General features: G+C 70.4%; 15 protein-coding genes. 10 read left to right on the top strand and 5 right to left on the bottom strand.

Going from position 1 to position 16,676, the window contains the following annotated elements; all coding sequences use genetic code 11:
- Window positions 1-5 precede the first annotated feature (5 nt).
- Entirely contained in the window at window positions 6-2,144 is a 2,139-nt protein-coding gene (locus AB0H88_RS49935) for an alpha/beta hydrolase-fold protein (RefSeq protein WP_357656908.1), read from the top strand.
- A gap of 136 nt (window positions 2,145-2,280) precedes the next feature.
- Here AB0H88_RS49935 and AB0H88_RS49930 read toward each other — a convergent pair whose 3' ends face one another.
- Genes AB0H88_RS49930 through AB0H88_RS49915 form a run of 4 tightly spaced genes read right to left on the bottom strand, consistent with a single transcriptional unit; the run spans window position 2,281 to window position 6,884 of the window.
- Window positions 2,281-3,120 carry a hypothetical protein gene (locus tag AB0H88_RS49930; RefSeq protein WP_357656907.1) on the bottom strand — a complete coding sequence of 280 codons (840 nt, stop codon included), beginning with the start codon at window positions 3,118-3,120 and terminating at the stop codon, window positions 2,281-2,283.
- The gene (locus AB0H88_RS49925; RefSeq protein WP_357656905.1) at window positions 3,117-3,896 is read right to left on the bottom strand and encodes an SDR family oxidoreductase; all 780 of its coding nucleotides are present in this window, start codon (window positions 3,894-3,896) and stop codon (window positions 3,117-3,119) included. The genes AB0H88_RS49930 and AB0H88_RS49925 overlap by 4 nt, the downstream gene beginning before the upstream one ends.
- A 47-nt stretch (window positions 3,897-3,943) precedes the next feature.
- Window positions 3,944-5,425, bottom strand: a complete 1,482-nt coding sequence (locus AB0H88_RS49920; RefSeq protein ID WP_357656904.1) for a long-chain fatty acid--CoA ligase — start codon at window positions 5,423-5,425, stop codon at window positions 3,944-3,946.
- Window positions 5,412-6,884 carry a helix-turn-helix domain-containing protein gene (locus AB0H88_RS49915; protein ID WP_357656903.1) on the bottom strand — a complete coding sequence of 491 codons (1,473 nt, stop codon included), beginning with the start codon at window positions 6,882-6,884 and terminating at the stop codon, window positions 5,412-5,414. Before AB0H88_RS49915 ends, AB0H88_RS49920 begins: the two co-directional genes overlap by 14 nt.
- A gap of 182 nt (window positions 6,885-7,066) precedes the next feature.
- On the opposite strand from AB0H88_RS49915, the gene AB0H88_RS49910 reads away from it, so the two are divergent.
- The 5 genes from AB0H88_RS49910 to AB0H88_RS49890 are packed head-to-tail and all read left to right on the top strand — an operon-like array spanning window position 7,067 to window position 11,793.
- Window positions 7,067-7,825, top strand: a complete 759-nt coding sequence (locus AB0H88_RS49910) for an ABC transporter ATP-binding protein (protein WP_357656902.1) — start codon at window positions 7,067-7,069, stop codon at window positions 7,823-7,825.
- Window positions 7,822-8,538 carry an ABC transporter ATP-binding protein gene (locus AB0H88_RS49905; protein ID WP_357656900.1) on the top strand — a complete coding sequence of 239 codons (717 nt, stop codon included), beginning with the start codon at window positions 7,822-7,824 and terminating at the stop codon, window positions 8,536-8,538. Before AB0H88_RS49910 ends, AB0H88_RS49905 begins: the two co-directional genes overlap by 4 nt.
- A gap of 2 nt (window positions 8,539-8,540) precedes the next feature.
- Entirely contained in the window at window positions 8,541-9,422 is an 882-nt protein-coding gene (locus tag AB0H88_RS49900; protein ID WP_357656899.1) for a branched-chain amino acid ABC transporter permease, read from the top strand.
- Window positions 9,419-10,522 (top strand): branched-chain amino acid ABC transporter permease, encoded by a 1,104-nt coding sequence (locus AB0H88_RS49895; protein WP_357656897.1) that lies wholly within the window; start codon window positions 9,419-9,421, stop codon window positions 10,520-10,522. Before AB0H88_RS49900 ends, AB0H88_RS49895 begins: the two co-directional genes overlap by 4 nt.
- Window positions 10,523-10,527: 5 nt before the next feature.
- On the top strand, window positions 10,528-11,793 hold the full coding sequence (locus AB0H88_RS49890) for an ABC transporter substrate-binding protein (protein WP_357656895.1): 1,266 nt from the start codon (window positions 10,528-10,530) through the stop codon (window positions 11,791-11,793).
- Window positions 11,794-11,921: 128 nt separating this feature from the next.
- Here AB0H88_RS49890 and AB0H88_RS49885 read toward each other — a convergent pair whose 3' ends face one another.
- Window positions 11,922-12,212, bottom strand: a complete 291-nt coding sequence (locus AB0H88_RS49885) for a hypothetical protein (protein ID WP_357656894.1) — start codon at window positions 12,210-12,212, stop codon at window positions 11,922-11,924.
- Between the two features lie 388 nt (window positions 12,213-12,600).
- Here AB0H88_RS49885 and AB0H88_RS49880 point away from each other — a divergent pair, with 388 nt between their 5' ends.
- The 4 genes from AB0H88_RS49880 to AB0H88_RS49865 all read left to right on the top strand — a co-directional run bounded on the left by AB0H88_RS49880 (window position 12,601) and on the right by AB0H88_RS49865 (window position 16,008).
- The gene (locus AB0H88_RS49880) at window positions 12,601-12,729 is read left to right on the top strand and encodes a hypothetical protein (protein ID WP_357656893.1); all 129 of its coding nucleotides are present in this window, start codon (window positions 12,601-12,603) and stop codon (window positions 12,727-12,729) included.
- Between the two features lie 34 nt (window positions 12,730-12,763).
- Window positions 12,764-14,170 (top strand): hypothetical protein, encoded by a 1,407-nt coding sequence (locus AB0H88_RS49875; protein ID WP_357656891.1) that lies wholly within the window; start codon window positions 12,764-12,766, stop codon window positions 14,168-14,170.
- A gap of 662 nt (window positions 14,171-14,832) precedes the next feature.
- A complete protein-coding gene (locus tag AB0H88_RS49870) occupies window positions 14,833-15,258 on the top strand; it encodes a hypothetical protein (protein WP_357656890.1) in 426 nt (141 codons plus the stop codon).
- Window positions 15,259-15,366: 108 nt separating this feature from the next.
- Window positions 15,367-16,008, top strand: coding sequence for a hypothetical protein (locus AB0H88_RS49865; RefSeq protein WP_357656887.1), 642 nt, complete (start codon window positions 15,367-15,369; stop codon window positions 16,006-16,008).
- The last annotated feature ends 668 nt before the right edge of the window (window positions 16,009-16,676 follow it).

The raw sequence follows: 16,676 nt of genomic DNA, 5'->3' as shown, positions 1-16,676 counted from the left end.
GACCGATGCCCTTATCTCGATGGAGCGGTGTCGGTGCGCTCATGGCCCTCGCCCTTGTCGTCCTGCTGGCCGTACCGGGAGAGGCACGCGTGCGGGCCGGCCGGACCGGGACGATCACCGCGGCCGCCGCGCCCTCGGCGGCGCTGGGGGAGAACATCGCCTACAACCTCTACCTGCCGTACGGCTACGCCAAGGGCGCCGATCGCTACCCGGTGCTGTACCTGCTGCACGGGCGCGGCGACACCATGCAGGCGTGGACCCGGGTCAAGGACACGCTCGACGCGATGATCCGGACCCGGCGGATACCGCCGCTCATCGCCGTCATGCCCGACGCGCCGTGGAGCGAGCGCGGGAGCTGGTACGTGGACTCCCGCTACACCGGCTCCGACCTGCCAGGACGCCCGGTCGAGACCGCGCTGACCCGTGACCTGGTGGCCCACGTGGACGCGACCTACCGCACGGCGCCGATCCGCCAGGCGCGCATGGTCGGCGGCTACTCCATGGGCGGCTCGGGCGCGCTGCGTTTCGCGCTGGCCCATCAGGACCTGTTCGGCAGCGCCATCGTGCTCAGCCCGGCCGTCTACACGCCACTGCCGCCGGGCGACTCCTCCACCCGTGACTACGGCGCCTACGGCCAGGGCGGCGAGAAGTTCGCCGACGCGGTGTACCGGGAGCTGAACTACCCCGCCCTGCTCCCCAAACTCGACCAGGACCTGCCCGTACGGCTGTTCGTGGCCGTCGGCGACGACGAGTACGCCAACCCCGATCCCGCCGACGCCCAGCACGACCTCGACTTCGAGTCCGCCGCGCTCTACAACGCGGCCAGGCGCTCGCCCGCGATCTCGGCGCAGCTACGCGTGCTCGACGGCGGCCACGACTGGACCGTCTGGGCGCCCGCGTTCGAGCAGGCGATGGCCGAGCTCGGCCCGGGGCTGAGCATCACGCCGCCGGCCGGGCTGCCCGCCCCGCTGTACGGCACGGCCGCCCAGGACTGGGCCGGCGGCGTCGCGGCCCACGCCGACGGATCGCTGACCACCGGGTTCGCGGCGAGCGGGCCCGTCGGCGGACAGCCGTACGCGGGCCGCCTCGACGCGGTGCTGGTCCGCGGCGGAGCGGCCGGCTGGACCAGACAGCTCGGCACCGCCGCCGACGAGCGGCTGTACGGCGTCGCGGCGCTGCCCGACGGCGGCGTGCTCGCGGCCGGCTACACCAAGGGCGACCTGGACGGCCACCACGCGGGCAACGCCACGGACGACGCGTTCGTGGTCCGGCTCGACGCGAAGGGCGCGGTCCGCTGGCTCACCCAGTTCGGCGCGCCAGGCGTGGCCGACCGCCTCTACGGCCTGGCCGCCGCCCCTGACGGCGGCGCCTACGTGGCCGGCTACACCAAGGGCGCGCTCGACGGGGCCAACAGCGGGGACAAGGACGCGCTGGTCGCCCGCCTCTCCGCCGACGGCGCGCTCTCCTGGGTCCGTCAGTACGGCGGGGTGGGGGAGGACAAGGCGTACGGCGTGGCCTCGGACGGGACGAACCTGTACGTGACGGGCAGCGCGACCTCGGCCCTGCCGGGGACGACCGCGCTGGGCGGGCTCGACGGCTGGCTCGCCGCCTACGACCCGAACGGGGCCCGGAAGTGGGCCACCACGGTGGGCGGCACCGGTGACGACCGGCTGAACGCGGTGGCCGTCACCACGGCGGGCCTCGCGGTCGCCACCGGCGGCGTCGGCGGTGATCTGGTCGCGGCGGCGTACACGGGCGCGGGCAAGCAGCGCTGGCAGGCCACCGTCGCCACCCCGGCCGCCGACGAGGGCGCCGCCGTGGTGCCGCTGCCCGGGGGCGCGGTCGCGCTGGCCGGATACACACGGGGACGGGTGGGCGTGGTGGCGGGCGCGGCCGACGTCCTGACGGTCCGGCTCGACGGCAAGGGGAAGCAGCAGGCCGCCGCCCAGCTCGGCACCGCCCGTGACGACGGCGTCGACCCGTTCTCCGAGGTCAACGTGTACGCCGCCGCCACCCCGTCGGGCCAGGTGGCCGTCTCCGGCCTGACCTACGGCACGCCGACCGGCGGCGAGGCACCGGGCAACGGCGACGTCTTCACCACCACGATCGACCCGGCCACCGGCCTGCCCGCCGCCAAGGGGTGACGCGGTCGGCGCGGTCGGCGCGCCTTGAATCGGGCCGCGCCGACGCGTCTGAGGAGGACCGCGCAGACGTACGGGCTGCCGGTGAGGTCAGCCTGGGGTGAGGAGGGCCGCGCCGGCGTACGGGCTGCCGGTGAGGTCAGGCCGGGGTGAGGAGGCCCGCGTCGACGATGGCCCGGCCGAAGGGGCGGGCCAGTTCGGCGAGGCGTTCGCAGTCCTCCTCGCCCAGCGCCGAGTAGGCGGGCAGGGCCAGCGCGTCGGTGCGGGCCTCGATGTGCTGGCGCAGTGTCTTGCCCTCGGCGCTGAGCGTGTGGCCGTCGAGGAGGCCGCGTTCGCGCAGGCGTTCCCCGGCGGCCGCCCACTCCGGCTCCGGCCAGGCCCGGCTCAGTTTGAGGAAGTCCACCGGGACCTCCCCGCTGGCGGCGTGCAGCACGAGCGCGTCCAGCGGCCCGACGCCCTCGGTGAGCAGCGTGCTGACGTGCCCGTCGCCACGGAACTCGCGCAGCAGCGTCTGCGCGTGCCACAGCTGGAGCAGCGGGTCGTCCGGCCAGGCCAGCGCGGCGTGCGCGGCGAACAGCGGGCGGCCCTGCGGGTGCTCGCAGGCGGCCTCGGCGGCGCGCCGGGCCAGCGTGAGGACCGTGTCCAGCTCGGGCTGCTCGTGGATGCCCGCCCGGCGCAGGGCCTCGTCGGCCGCCTCGTACCGCGCGGCCAGCACCTGCTCGGGCGTCGCCAGGTCCCAGGCAGCGGGCAGCGCCTTTTGTACGAGATCGGGGTGGAAGTTGTAGAAGGTCGCGATGACCAGCTCGGCGGAGGCGCGGCCGAGCGCCGCCCCACGCGAGGCGAAGTAACCGGAGCGGGCGTTCAGCCCCAGCGCGGCGTACCGCTTCCGGCCCTCGGGGACGAAGTAGATCATGCCGTGCACCGGCTCCAGCCGCCGCCAGGCCTGCCGTGCCGCCTTCATGTCAACGTCTCCCTTCATGACAGTGACTCCACGAACCGCGCCATTCCGGCCAGCCACCGGTCAGGATCGTCAGCCTTACGCCGGGCGAAGTCGGCCACCTCGGGGTGCGGGAAGATGTGGAACCGCTCCGCCGCCAGCCCTTCGACCACCGTGCCGGCCACGTCGGCCGGGTCGAGGATCGCCCCGGACGCGCCGACCGCGCGGGCCGTCAGATGGTCCTCCGCGACGCCGCGCTCCAGCATGGCGGTCCGTACGCCCTGCGGGCACAGCACGCTGACCTTGACGCCCTTGGTCGCGTAGTGGATCGAGACCCACTCGGCGAAGGCGATGGCCGCCGCCTTGGTCACCGCGTAGGGGGCGTCGCCGGGGCAGCTGATCAGTCCGGCCGCCGAGCAGGTGTTGAGCAGGTAGCCGCCGCCCCGCTCGACCATGCCGGGCACGACCGCCCGCGCGGCGTACACGTGGGCCCGCAGGTTGACCGACCACAGGCTGTCCCACTCCTGGTCGGTGGCCTCCAGCCCGTGCCCGGCGATGACGCCCGCGTTGGAGCAGAACAGATCGGGCGGGCCGAAGGGCGTCTCCGCCAGCGCGGCCACCTCGGCCTCCACCGACACGTCCGCCCGTACGGCCACGGCCCGATCGCCGATCTCCTTGGCCACCGCGCCCGCGCCCGCCTCGTCGAGATCGGCGACCACCACTCCGGCCGCCCCCTCCGCGGCGAACCTGAGCGCCATGGCCCGGCCGATCCCGCTCGCCGCCCCCGTGACGACGACGACCTTGTCCCGCACCCGCATGAAGCCACCTTCCCAACCGACCAGCCGGTATCCAGAACGTAGTTCTACTAGCGGTGGCGAGTCAACGTCTCGATGACGCGCTTGAGGATCTTGCCGGTGGGGCTCATGGGCAGCTCGTCGGCGAACGTGACGTGCCGGGGGTACTTGTAGGCCGCCACCCGCTCCCTGACGAAGGCCCGCAGCTCGTCGGCCTCGACCGGCGCGCGCAGCGTCACCACGGCCGCGATCTCCTCCCCGAGCTCCGGGTGCGGGACCCCGATGACCGCCGCCTGACGGACGGCGGGATGCTCGTACAGGACCTCCTCCACCTCGCGCGGGTAGACGGTGTAGCCGCCCCGGATGATCACGTCGCGGCGCCGGTCGACCAGGAAGAAGAACCCGTCGTCGTCGACCCGGCCGAGGTCGCCGGTGTGGAACCAGCCGTCGCGGATCGCCTCGGCGGTGGCGGCCGGATTGTTCCAGTAGCCCTTCATCACGTTGGGACCCCGGACGACGATCTCGCCGATGTGGCCGGTGGGCACCTCGCCGTCGTCCTCGTCGACCACCTTCATCTCGACGTCCTTGATCGGGCGGCCGATCGACCCCGGCCGGGTGCCGTGGCGGCCCCGGTTGGAGGAGGCGACGGGCGAGGTCTCGCTGAGCCCGTAGCCCTCCACGATCGAGCAGCCGAACCGCCTCTCGTACGCCCGCAGCACGTCGAGCGGGAGCGCCGCCCCGCCGGAGACCAGGATGCGCAGCAGCGACATGTCGGAGGCGCCCGGATGGTCGAGCAGCGCGATGTACATGGTCGGCACGCCCTGGAAGACCGTGACGCCGTCCCGCCGGATGACCTCCAGCGCCCGGCCCGCCTCGAAGCGCGGCAGCAGCGTGAGGCGCGCCCCGGCCTGGACGGTGGCGTTGAGCGAGCAGGTCTGCCCGAAGGAGTGGTAGAGCGGCAGTGCCCCGAGCACGACGTCGTCCACCCCGAGGGCGTGCATGCGGGCGACGGCCGCGGCGTTGCCGCCGAGGTTGCCGTGCGTCAGCTCGACGCCCTTGGCCCGGCCGGTCGTGCCGGAGGTGTAGTGGATGACCGCCGTCTCGCCGTCCGCGCGCTGGGTGACGTCGTGCTCGGTCGTCAGGCCGCGCAGTAGTCGCTGGAACTCGCCGGGCACGACGAAGAAGCAGTCGGTCAGGGTGCCGGCGGTGCCCGCCTCGGCGGTCTCCGCGAAGGCGTGCCAGGCGATCAGCAGGCAGGCCCCGCAGTCACCGACGTACGCGGCGATCTCCCGCCTGCGCAGCAGCGGATCCAGCGGGACGACGACCGCCCCGATCCGCAGCACCCCGTAGTAGACGACGGCGAACTCCGGGACGTTCGGCAGCATGACCGCCACCCGGTCGCCCGCGCCGATCCCGCGCAGCCGCAGCAGCGCGGCGACGCGGGCGCTCATCAGATCGAGCGCGCCGTAGGTGAGCGCCTCGTCGTCGAGCGTGACAACCGTCCTCCCGCCGAGCCGATCGGCGGCGGTGTGGAGCCGGTCAGCGAGATTCATGGAACGACCGTACGTCCCCGCTCCCACGTCGCTCATCGGTCGCGGTGGCCAGTCTTTGCCGCCCGTGGTTGGTGTTGGGCGGCTGTTTGGGGGTGAGCAGCTGATTGGCGTTGGGCGGCTGATTGGTGTTGGGTGGCTGATCGGTGTTGGGCGGGAGAGAGTCGTGCAGGGCGATCGCCACGAGCAGGTCGAGCAGGTCGCTGATCCGGCGCAGGCTGCGACCGGTGCGTTCCTGGATGCGGCGCAGGCGGTATTGAGCGGTGTTGGGGTGGATCTGCAGCCGCTCGGCCGAGGCGCGCAGGTTCAGGTCGGCGGCGGCGAAGGCGCGGATGGTGGCGGTGAGCACGCCGCCGCGCGCCCGGTCCTCGGACAGGAGCGCGGTGATCCGCGGATCCACCAGGTGGCGGGCGGTGTCGTCGGCCCTCAACGCCAGGTACTGGAACGGTGAGAGCCGCGGCAGCGCGGCCACACCGCCGTCCTCCGGCAGAAACTCCAGCATGGTACGGGCCTCGTCATACGCCCGCGGGATCCCGGCCGTCCCGGCGACGACCGTGCTGATGCCCATCGCCAGCACGATCCCCTCGCCCATGAGGCTCTCGCGCACGGCCTGCAGCCGGTCGCACAGCTCCTCCGGGCCGCCGCCGAGGCCGAGCGCGGGGATGGCGACGATCTCCGACTGCCGTACGACCGACAGCGTCCGCGTGCCGTTCGCCCCGGCCCTGGAGATGGCCGCGCAGGCCGCGTGCCGCGCGTCCACGCCGCGGTCGGGGCCCGTGGTGACCGGGTTCCCGCCGGTCACGAGCGCATGCGGCCCGAGCAGGACCGCGATCACCACGAGCAGCGGCGAGCGGGTGTCGGACCCCAGACCGTACGCCTGGGCCGCGGCGAGCTGCCCGCCGCGCGTGGGCGCGCCGCCGGCCAGCAGGGTCTCCAGCAGGTCCCTGTTCTCATGAACGGCCTCCGCCGCGGCGTAGCGCTGGAACTCCATGTACGCGTTGGCCGCGTGCGTGCTGGCGAAGTCGCAGTAACGCATGATCGGGGCCGCCAGGGAGAGCGCCGCCTCATGGCCGGCGGCCGAGTGGCCGGCCCGCTCCAGCACCGACCCCCAGAAGACCCGCTGGCACACGCGGAAGGCGTTGACGTAGTCGGCCAGGGCGAGCCCGGCCCTGGCCCGCCGTATGGCGGCCCGGCGGGCGAAGGCGATGTCGTCGACGGTGACCGTGCGGTCTTCGAGCATCACGGCCAGCTTGCTGCGGTAATGGCGGACCACCTGGTCGCGTACGTCAGCGAGGAAGTTCTCGTCCTGAGCGGCGTAGGCGGGGATCTCGGCCCGCATCGTCTGGACGGCCGTGTCGGCCAGGTCGGCTAGGTGATCGAGGAGCTCGGAGAGGATGCGCGTGCGCTGGACGCGGACCGTCGCCGAACCGGTGAGCGTTTCCGTGCTGAAACCACCGGACATGCCGGGATGATCCATGCACTTTGCCGGGCGGTCAACAGCTCGTAACCGGTCCGAGACAGATCCTGTGCCCGGCGGACAACAGCCAGGACGCATCTTGGGTGACCGTGCCCAATGTGGTCTCGGACGGGTGGCTCCTACGCTTTCAGAACATTGTTCTCCGCTCACCATCAGCAGGAGGCCGGATGCTGGAGGTCAGCGAGCTCACGGTCCGCTTCGGTGGCATCACGGCTCTCGACGGCGTGGGCTTCTCGGTGCGGCGCGGTGAGATGGTGGGACTCATCGGGCCGAACGGCGCGGGCAAGACCACGCTGTTCAACTGCCTGACCCGCCGCCACGACGCCGACGCGGGCCGGGTCGCGTACGAGGGGCGGGACCTGCTCGCCGTACCTCCGCACGCGATCGCGGCCTTGGGCATCGCCCGGACCTTCCAGAACCTCGGCCTGTTCCCGCGCATGTCGGTCCGCGACAACACGCTGGTCGGCGCGCATCACCGGGGCCGGGCCGGCTTTCTCACCGCCGGCCTGCGCCTGCCCGGCGTGCGCCGGGAGGAGGCCGGGTTGCGCGCCGAGGCCGACGCGGTGCTCGACCGGCTGGCGCTGACCGAGGTCGCCGACCATCCGGCCGCCGGGCTCCCGTTCGGCACGCTCAAGCGGGTGGAGCTGGCCAGGGCGCTGGTCGGCCGCCCCGCGCTGCTGCTGCTCGACGAGCCGGTGAACGGGCTCAGCTCGGCGGAGGTCGAGGAGTTCGCCGGCGTCCTGCGCGCGATCCGCGACGAGTACGACCTGACCATGGTCGTGGTCGAGCACCACATGGGCTTCGTCATGGGGATCTGCGACCGGATCGTCTGCCTGGACTTCGGCCGCAAGATCGCCGAAGGAGCCCCGGCCGAGGTCCAGCGCGATCCCGGGGTCATCGAGGCGTACCTGGGGACCGCCGTATGAGCGAACTGGTGGTGACGGATCTGGTCGCCGGGTACGGCGACGCGAAGGTGCTGCACGGGCTGAGCCTGGCGGTCGGCCCGGGGGAGATCTGCGCGATACTCGGGCCGAACGGAGCCGGCAAGACGACCCTGCTGCGGGCGCTGTCCGGCATGGTCCGCGGGCGCGGCAGCGTCCGGCTCGGCGGGACCGAGCTGACCGGCCGCTCGCCGGACGCGATCGCCCGGCGCGGCGTCGCCCACGTGCCGGAAGGGCGCGGCACGTTCATGCCGCTCACCGTCGAGGAGAACCTGCGCCTGGGCGCCTACGTACGCCGGGGCAGAAGCGGCGTGCAGGCCGACCTCGACCGCATCTACACCTACTTCCCGGCGCTGAAGCCCAGGCTGCGGCAGACGGCGGGCAGCCTCAGCGGCGGCGAGCAGCAGATGCTGGCCATCGGCCGCGCGCTCATGCTGCGCCCCCGGCTGCTCCTGCTGGACGAGCCGTCACTGGGTCTGGCGCCGCTGGTCACCCGGGAGCTGTTCCGCATCGTGCGGGCGATCAACGAACAGGAGCGGACCACCGTGGTCGTCGTCGAGCAGAACGCCCATCTCGCCCTCGGCATCGCCCAGCAGGCGCATGTCCTGGAGACCGGCCGGATCGTGCTGTCGGGCACGGCGGAGCGGATCAGGGCGGACGAGCAGGTCGCCCAGTCCTACCTCGGATACCGGGTCTAGCCATGGCCGGTTTCCTGCAGCAGGTCGTCGAGGGGCTCGGCGCGGGCGCCATCTATGCCAGCCTGGCGCTGGCCCTGGTGCTGATCTACCAGTTCACCGGCATCGTCAACTTCGCCCAGGGCGAGCTGGCGATGTTCTCCACCTACCTGGCCTGGCAGTTCACCGCCGCCGGGCTGCCGTTCTGGCTGGCGCTGGTCATCACGCTCGTGGTGTCGTTCGCGGGCGGCATGCTCATCGAGCGGGTGATCATCCGCCCGGTCGAAGGCGCTCCCGAGCTGACCGTGGTGATCGTCACCGTTGGGCTGTTCATCTTCGTGAACGCCGCCGCCGGGTGGATCTGGTCCTTCCTCATCAAGGACTTCCCCAACCCGTTCCCCGAAGGCGCGCTCACAGCGGGAGGCGTCAGCATCGGGTACTCGACGCTGGGCATTCTCGGCGTCGTCGGCGTGGTCATGGGCCTGCTGTACCTGCTCTTTCAGCACACCAAGATCGGCCTGGGCATGCGCGCGGTGGCCTCCAGCCCGCAGTCCGCCCGGCTCGTCGGCATCCGGGTGGGCTGGACGCTCGCGCTCGGGTGGGGCCTGGCCGCCACGGTCGGCGCGGTGTCGGGCGTGCTGGTGGCGCCGCTGCTCTTCCTGGACCCCAACCTGATGGGCGGGGTGCTCATCTACGCCTTCGCGGCGGCGACGCTCGGCGGGTTCGACAGCCCGCTGGGCGCGGTCGTGGGCGGCCTGGTCGTCGGCGTGGCCGAGACGCTCGCCGGGGCGTACGTCGGCTTCATCGGATCGGATCTGAAGATCGGGGTGCCGCTGGTCATCATCCTCGGCGTCCTGCTGCTGCGGCCTCAAGGGCTGTTCGGACGAGCGGTGGTGGAGCGGGTATGAGCGAGTCGGCGGAAGCGACCGGTTCGCCGATCGCGAAAGGGCCCGATTCTCAGGTCGCGAAGGAGCCCGGTTCTCAGGTCGCGAAGGAGCCCGGTTCTCCGGTCGCGAAGGAGCCCGGAGGGCGGGTCGCCCGGCGGTGGCCGGTGCCCGCGAACTGGCGCTGGATCGTCGTCGCTCTGCTGCTCGTACTGGCCTGCTACGCGCCCTTCCAGCTGGTGCCGTTCCGGGTCTTCCAGTTCACCATGGTGCTGATCTACGCGGTGGCGCTGCTCGGACTGAACCTGCTCGTCGGGCACGCGGGCCAGATCTCGCTCGGGCACGGCGCCTTCTTCGCCGTCGGCGCCTACACCGCGGCCATCCTGCTGCACAGCTGGGACGTGCCTTACCCGGCCACGCTGCCGGCCGCCGCCGCGGTGGCGTTCGCGCTGGGGCTGGCGCTCGGCGTGCCCGCCGTCCGGCTGCGCGGCCTCTACCTGGCCCTGGTGACGCTGGCCATCGCGATCTTCCTGGTGCCGCTGCTCAAGCGGTTCGAGTCGGTCACCGGCGGCTCCATGGGGCTGACGCTGGCCAAGCCGGTGCCGCCCGCGTGGACGGGACTGGCCGAGGACCAATGGCTGTACTTCCTCACGCTGGCCGTGGCCGTGGTGGCGTTCCTGGTGACCCGTAGCGTGCTGCGCTCGCGGGTCGGCCGGGCGCTGCACGCCATCCGGGACAACGAGGCGGCAGCCGAGGTCATGGGCGTGCGGCTGTCGTTCTACAAGACGCTCTCCTTCGCCTGGAGCGCGATGCTCGCCGGGATCGCGGGCTGCCTCTACACGTGGGTGATCGGGTACGTCTCGCCGGACTCGTTCGTCGTCACACTCTCGATCACGCTGCTGGCGGGCCTCGTCGTGGGCGGCCTCGGCTCGTACTGGGGGCCGCTGCTGGGCGGGCTGTTCGTCATGTTCGTGCCGAGCATCTCCCAGAGCGTGAACGACGCCGCGCCCGGCGTCGTCTTCGGCCTGCTGATCATCGCGGTGATGTACGTCGCCCCGACCGGCCTGGCCGGGCTGGCGGGCCGCGCGGCGTACTCGATCAAGAAGACCCTCCGGAAGGAGTAACAGGCATGCGCGTATCCGTTATCGGCTGTACGGCGATGCTCCTGGCCGCGGTGGCGGCCTGCGGGGGGCGGGGCGGGACCGAGCCGGCCAGCACGGCGTCGGGGCCGTGCCAGGGCCAGCAGACGACCGGCATCACCGACAAGAGCATCAAGCTCGGCGGCATCTACCCGCTGTCGGGACCCGCCTCCGCCTACGGTGACATCCCCAAGGGCATCAAGGCGTACTTCGACTACATCAACGCCGAGAAGAACGGCATCGGCGGGCGCAAGGTCGAGTTCGTGGTCCGCGACGACGGCTACCAGCCGCCCAAGGCGGTCGAGGAGGCCCGCCGGCTCGTCGAGCAGGAGCAGGTGTTCGCGCTGTTCCAGACACTGGGCACCCCCTCGACGACGGCGACCTGGGACTACACCGATCAGCAGAAGGTGCCGCAGATCTTCGTCGCGACCGGCGCCTCGAAGTGGGGCACCGACACGAAGCACCCGTGGACCATCGGCTGGCAACCCAACTACATCTCCGAGGCGCGCGTCTACGCCCAATATCTCAAGCAGGAGAAACCCAACGCCAAGGTCGCGGTGCTCTACCAGAACGACGACTTCGGCAAGGACCTGTTCGGCGGGTTCAAGCGGGCCATCGAAGGCAGCGGGATCACGGTCGTCGGCGAGCAGAGCTACGAGGTCACCGACCCGAGCATCGACCCGCAGATGCGCAACCTCGCCGGGTCCAAGGCCGACGTGTTCCTCAACATCACCACGCCCAAGTTCGGCTCGCAGGCGCTGGCCGCCGACGCCAAGAACACCACCTGGAACCCGCTGCACATCCTCAACAACGTCGCCGCCTCGATCACCGTGCTCAAGCCCGTCGGCTTCGAGAACGTCCAGGGCGTCGTGTCCTCCACCTACTACAAGGACCCCAGGGACGCGACGTGGAACGACGACGCGGAGATGAAGCTCTACAAGGCGAAGATGGCGCAGTACGCCCCGGGCACCGACCCGAACGTGCCGTTCTTCACCTTCGGCTGGGCGGTGGCCGACTCCTTCAACAAGACGATGTCGGCCGCGAAGTGCCCGACCCGCGAGGGGCTGCGCGACTCGATGCGCAGCCTGAGCAACGTACAGATCAACATGCTGCTCCCCGGGGTGACGATGAACACCGCCGCCGATGACGGCTTCCCGATTGAGTCGATGCAGCTCATGAAGTTCAAGGGCGAGCGGTGGGAGCTGTTCGGCGACGTCATCGACACCCGCAAGGCGTTCGGACCGCTGACGGGCTGAACAAGCATGGGCCTCGCTAATCGCTCGGGCGCCTCCCAAACGCAAGCGGCCCCATGACCGGAGCGAGCCCGAAACGAGCAGGGTCATCCGCTGGGATGTCGGCCTCACGCGGTCGCCAACCGAGGTCCTCAGTATGGGAGGCGTTGATACATCGGGAGCATCGTTTCGAGTCGAGCCGCGAGTTGGGGACGGCCTAGGTCTTGGTAGGCGCGCGCCCAAAGGGGGCGTAGGTCGGCGAACCGGTCGCGGTCGTCGTGAAAGGCGTCGATGAGTTCCAGCAGGGCGGTCGCCGGGAATCCAGCTCCCAGCAGACGGTCGGCATCGGTGATAATCTCATCCATCCACCCGACGGCGTACACGTAGCTGCGGTCGGTGAACGCGTCGGCGGGGGCCAGCACGCCGATCCCGGCCCCGTTCACGTCGGGCTCGTGTCTCCACCCGGCCGGGACAGCGAGTTCAAGGGAACCACCACGTCGAAACCGTCGGGGGCACCGGCATGACGACCAAGCTTCCAGCACCCCAGTCACCGCCACAAGCAGTTCGCTTGGTGCAGTGCGTCTCTCAGCGACCTGTCCGCCCAGCTCAGCGGGTCCCTGAGAGCGAGCCGCACCCGGCGGAGGTCCTCGGCTTGAAGCTGCGTATGCAAGCACTCGAAGCTCAACCATGTCCCGGCGCGGTCATCACGGCCATCGCGATCGCCGTCGCCCCGGTGACGGCAGGGCCTATCTGGGGTTGTTGACCTCTTCCCGCAGTCGGAGCCCGATGATCTTGTCAGGCACGTAAGGCACGTTGGCCGGCCTTGAAGGCATGGGGCATTGGCCGTCCGACCGGGTGCTTCTGCCCGACGGGCTCAAGGACCTGAACAACGACGGCTATCCCGACCTGATCGGCCCCACCGGCGACATACCGGGGATATACCGGAGCTCGCTACGCTGACGGGCCGTACTTGATCATGCCCGAAGGAACTCTCGTGATCCGTCTCGCGTTCGTGACCGTCGTCGCCGTACTGCTGTCGATGATCCCCGGCGTGTCTGACGCCAGGGTTCCGGGCGCGCTGGGCACGGCGGGCAACCTTGTGCGTGAAGAGCAGCCGCGCGCCGACGGGATCAGGCACGTGGACACCAAGGCGATCATCGCGGGGCTGAAAGCACTCAACGCGAACACCTACGTCTATCCGATGGCCGGTGACAACGTGCACTGGACCGACCTGCGGGATGAGTTTCTGCCCGCGGCCGCCGCCGCCGGGATCGACGTCTGGGTGCTGGTGTACTCGCCGAGCCAGGAAAGCTGCTGCGTGTCCCGGCCGTTCAAGCACGACTACGTTGCCTGGTCCCGCGAGATCGCCACCCTCGCCAAGAGCCACCCGAACCTGGTCGGCTGGACGGTGGACGACTACGCCTACGACCTCAAGACGTTCACCCCCGCCTACGTCGGACAGATGCGGTCTGTGGCCAAGGCGATCAGCCCCGCGCTCAAGTTCGTCCCGACCGTCTACTACGTCCAGTTCACCGACGCGTTCATCACCGAGCAGATCCCGCTCGTGGACGGGGTGATCTTTCCCTTCCGTGACGAGCCGTACCGGGACACCTCCTGGTCGTGGAGCCTGTCGTACCAGGTGCGGCAGCTCGCCAAGCGGCTGCCAGCCACCGAGGTCTACCTGATGCCCTACGCCCACCCGCTGAGTCACGCCGCCCAGAAGCCGACGGTCTCCTACGTCGAGGCGGTCACAAAGAACGGGATCGAGCACGTACGCAGCGGTGAACTCGCCGGGGTCCTGCAGTACAAGCTCCCTTTCGTCTCCCGCGACCAGGCATGGACGCGCCCCGCGGCCGACAACCTGGCCCGCACGGGCGACGGGCGGCTGAGCTTCGTCGTCCAGAAGCAGGCAGCCACCACGGCCGGCATGTCGTGCGGCGCGACGCGGAAGACCGTCCTGACCTCAGGGGCGGCCAAGCGGGTGGTGAGCTTCTGGCACCGCGACGCCCGCGGGCCGGAGCATCCGGCTGGATACCACATCAAGCAGCTCCTGCTCAACGGCAAGGTGGTCTGGGAGCGGGACGTCACCGCCGACGCAGCGGACACCTGGGTGAAGGCGACGGTCGACCTCACAGCCAAGCTGAGCGGGACGACGAGCGCGACGCTGCAATGGCGCCTGTACGAGCGCAAGGGCGTGAGCGACTACGTCATCGACGTCAGCGTGGACGACATCGCGCTCATCGGCCTGGCGATGAGCGACCCCGGCGTGGAGAACGCCGCCGTCTGGACGCCCACCCTGGCCCGCCAGGGTGGTGCGGTCTACTGCTCCGCCCAGGTCTACCACGAGAACTACGGCGCCGACCTGGGTGCACGCATCGCCAAGCTATATGCCGCCGGGTGAGCCCGGAGCTCGAGCCGGAGGACTACGCCGCGGCGATGGAGCACGTGAGCGGCGCGGCCGCCGCTCACCCAGGGTGGTGGTACCGAGGCCGTGCCTGACGTGCCTGAAGACCCCTGGATATCCGTGAGGCAAGTACCTGGAAACCTTACTTGCCTGACATGGCTGACTACTTGAAGTCACCCAAGATAACTGAGGTGGCCGGTGCCCGAGCCGAGATCACTCAAGACCTCCTTCTCGGGGGAGCGGAGTCCCAGCAGCAGTGGCCCGCTCTCAGATCACCGGCCACACCCGGCACGACCAGTTCACCCTCATCGCGACCTACGCCGACGGCCACCTCATCGGCTTCGGCTACGGTTTCCGCTGCACCCCCGCCTACTGGTACGGCGAGAGCCTGCTCCCCTCGATCACGCCCGAGGCGCGCACCCAATCATGGTTGGGCCAATGCCCGGAAGGTTCGGGGCGCCTCAACCAGCCCACACCAGTGCAGTCGGCGACGATAGACCAGGTCAACCCCCGAAAGCATGGGATGCCGGGTGTGTTGGCCGTTAGCGCACCATCAGATGTGTCCTCACGAGGCGTCAGGCCACCCGACCGAGAAAAGACGCCGAGGAGCGCTCAGGTCCGCTCAGCGGATCGATCGAACATCAACGAAGGGATCTCCCATGCGCACCAAGCTCGCCACGGCCGGCCTCGCTCTTGTTCTGGGTGGCGTTGGTCTCGCTCTGGCCCCTGCCGCCAGCGCCGCCAGCGTGTCCTCCGCTCCGCGGACGGCGACCGTCACGGCGCCCGAGTTCTCCGTCAATGGCAGGTGGCAGTTCACTCAGAGCGGCGGGATCACAGTGACGATGAATGTGACACAGGACAGCAGCGGGAGGCTCTTCGGGACCGCCTCCTGGTCCGGCGGCGTGGGGACGATCGAGGAAGGCGCGGTGGAAGGCCGGAACATCTTTTTCACCGTTGGGTGGTCGTTCGGAGCCAGAGGCCGATACACCGGCTCGCTGGGCCCGGACAGGCGCCTGTCCGGGACCACGTTCGACCTGAATAATCCGTCGAGTCAGGCAAACTGGGTCACCACCCGCACCTTCTAAGACGAAGCGGAGGTCGGTGTAGGAGGATGGCGATGACGAGTGGGCTCAGGACGGGCCCGCCCGGTGCGGCTCTTGACAGGTGTGGACGGCGCCCTTCACCTTGGACCGGTGTCGTCGTCCCGGGTTCTGGCCAGTCTTGCCCTGGCGTTGGCGCCACTGATCTCGGCGTGCACGCAGGACGTGGATCGCGTCCGGCCGTCGGCCGCACCAGCCTCTTCGACGGCGGCTCCTTCGGTGGCGACCCCGGAGGGCGAGCACGAGGAGCTGGATGCGACGGCGTACGTAGAGGTGTGCGCCGATCGCAAGACCGAGATTCGGGTGCGGTACCGCCCGTGTGACGATGCTCTGCCCGGGTTCGTGTTGCGCTACTACCTTCTGGGCGGCCTCGCCCGGGTTCCCGGAGTGGGCGAGAAGATCACCGATGCCTCACCGACGCCACGTGACGACTACATCTATCGTTTCCGGGCACCCGCGCAGGGCGGCCGGAGCCGATTCGTGATGGTCGAGGTCGGTGTCGTTCCCCGGGTCGTGGTCTGTGTCCGGAAGGTAACGCGCATTCGCGTCCCGGGCTCCCGGTGCACCGCCAAGGGCTCCGCTCACGCCTGGTACTACCTCAGGCTCGACGGCCACGTCCCGGCGATCGATGAGCAGGCCGCAGACGGCTCCTTCCTTGTCCCCGACGGCGACATCTACCGGGCACGGCGCAACGGCGGTCACGGCAGCGACGCCGCCATCGGTTACAAAGGCTGAAGCCACCTTTGGTCCCACCAGGGCTATATCAACCGGCTCTCTACGGGCCCATGCCCGCCAGCACTTGAGCCTTTGTCAGCAGGCTCTAACGGTTGCCGAACGCCAGCAGCCCACGGGAGCTTCGAGTGCTTTTGGGGGCGCTGTCGCGCTGTCGGCTTCGGGCTGCGCCCAGTGGGGGGCAGCGCCCCCACACCCCCACCTTCACAAGCGTGGTCCTCGCTGATCGCTCGGGCGCCTTCCAAACGCAAGCGGTCTCATAACCGGAGCGAGCCCGAGACGTTCAGGGTCATCCAGTGGGATGTCGGCATCGCATGCCCCAAGCGCATCACGTCGTCATCAGCCCGAACAGGCGATCGCTGAATCTCCTGCACCCACGGTTCGTGACACCACGGCGCCGGTTCACGGCCTGCGGTGAACACGATGTTCAGCCCACCCCCGGCCACAGCGACTTCCAGCACGCGAGGCAGCCAACAATAGGGGCGATCACGATGGCCGACCGTTCGGGGACGGAGAGGGGCAGACGGGCCGAGGGAACCGGCCTGCCCCAGCGGGCGGACGTGATCACGCGGGACTGGTCACGTCCACGGACGTGGTGTATGAGTGGATCTTCGCGTGATCCTGTTTCTGCAGGTTAAGCGGTCAGTGTCTGCGGCAGTGGGTTCTGGGCT

This window comes from Nonomuraea sp. NPDC050680, from assembly GCF_040654555.1.
GTDB lineage: Bacteria > Actinomycetota > Actinomycetes > Streptosporangiales > Streptosporangiaceae > Nonomuraea.
This window is presented reverse-complemented; position numbering and strand designations above follow the sequence as displayed.

Bases quoted from the DNA above. Each gene is read 5' to 3' on its own strand.
- AB0H88_RS49935 (WP_357656908.1), top strand. From the start codon at position 6: ATGCCCTTATCTCGATGGAGCGGTGTCGGTGCGCTCATGGCCCTCGCC.
- AB0H88_RS49930 (WP_357656907.1), bottom strand. From the start codon at position 3,120: ATGAAGGGAGACGTTGACATGAAGGCGGCACGGCAGGCCTGGCGGCGG.
- AB0H88_RS49925 (WP_357656905.1), bottom strand. From the start codon at position 3,896: ATGCGGGTGCGGGACAAGGTCGTCGTCGTCACGGGGGCGGCGAGCGGG.
- AB0H88_RS49920 (WP_357656904.1), bottom strand. From the start codon at position 5,425: ATGAATCTCGCTGACCGGCTCCACACCGCCGCCGATCGGCTCGGCGGG.
- AB0H88_RS49915 (WP_357656903.1), bottom strand. From the start codon at position 6,884: ATGTCCGGTGGTTTCAGCACGGAAACGCTCACCGGTTCGGCGACGGTC.
- AB0H88_RS49910 (WP_357656902.1), top strand. From the start codon at position 7,067: ATGCTGGAGGTCAGCGAGCTCACGGTCCGCTTCGGTGGCATCACGGCT.
- AB0H88_RS49905 (WP_357656900.1), top strand. From the start codon at position 7,822: ATGAGCGAACTGGTGGTGACGGATCTGGTCGCCGGGTACGGCGACGCG.
- AB0H88_RS49900 (WP_357656899.1), top strand. From the start codon at position 8,541: ATGGCCGGTTTCCTGCAGCAGGTCGTCGAGGGGCTCGGCGCGGGCGCC.
- AB0H88_RS49895 (WP_357656897.1), top strand. From the start codon at position 9,419: ATGAGCGAGTCGGCGGAAGCGACCGGTTCGCCGATCGCGAAAGGGCCC.
- AB0H88_RS49890 (WP_357656895.1), top strand. From the start codon at position 10,528: ATGCGCGTATCCGTTATCGGCTGTACGGCGATGCTCCTGGCCGCGGTG.
- AB0H88_RS49880 (WP_357656893.1), top strand. From the start codon at position 12,601: ATGGGGCATTGGCCGTCCGACCGGGTGCTTCTGCCCGACGGGCTCAAG.
- AB0H88_RS49870 (WP_357656890.1), top strand. From the start codon at position 14,833: ATGCGCACCAAGCTCGCCACGGCCGGCCTCGCTCTTGTTCTGGGTGGC.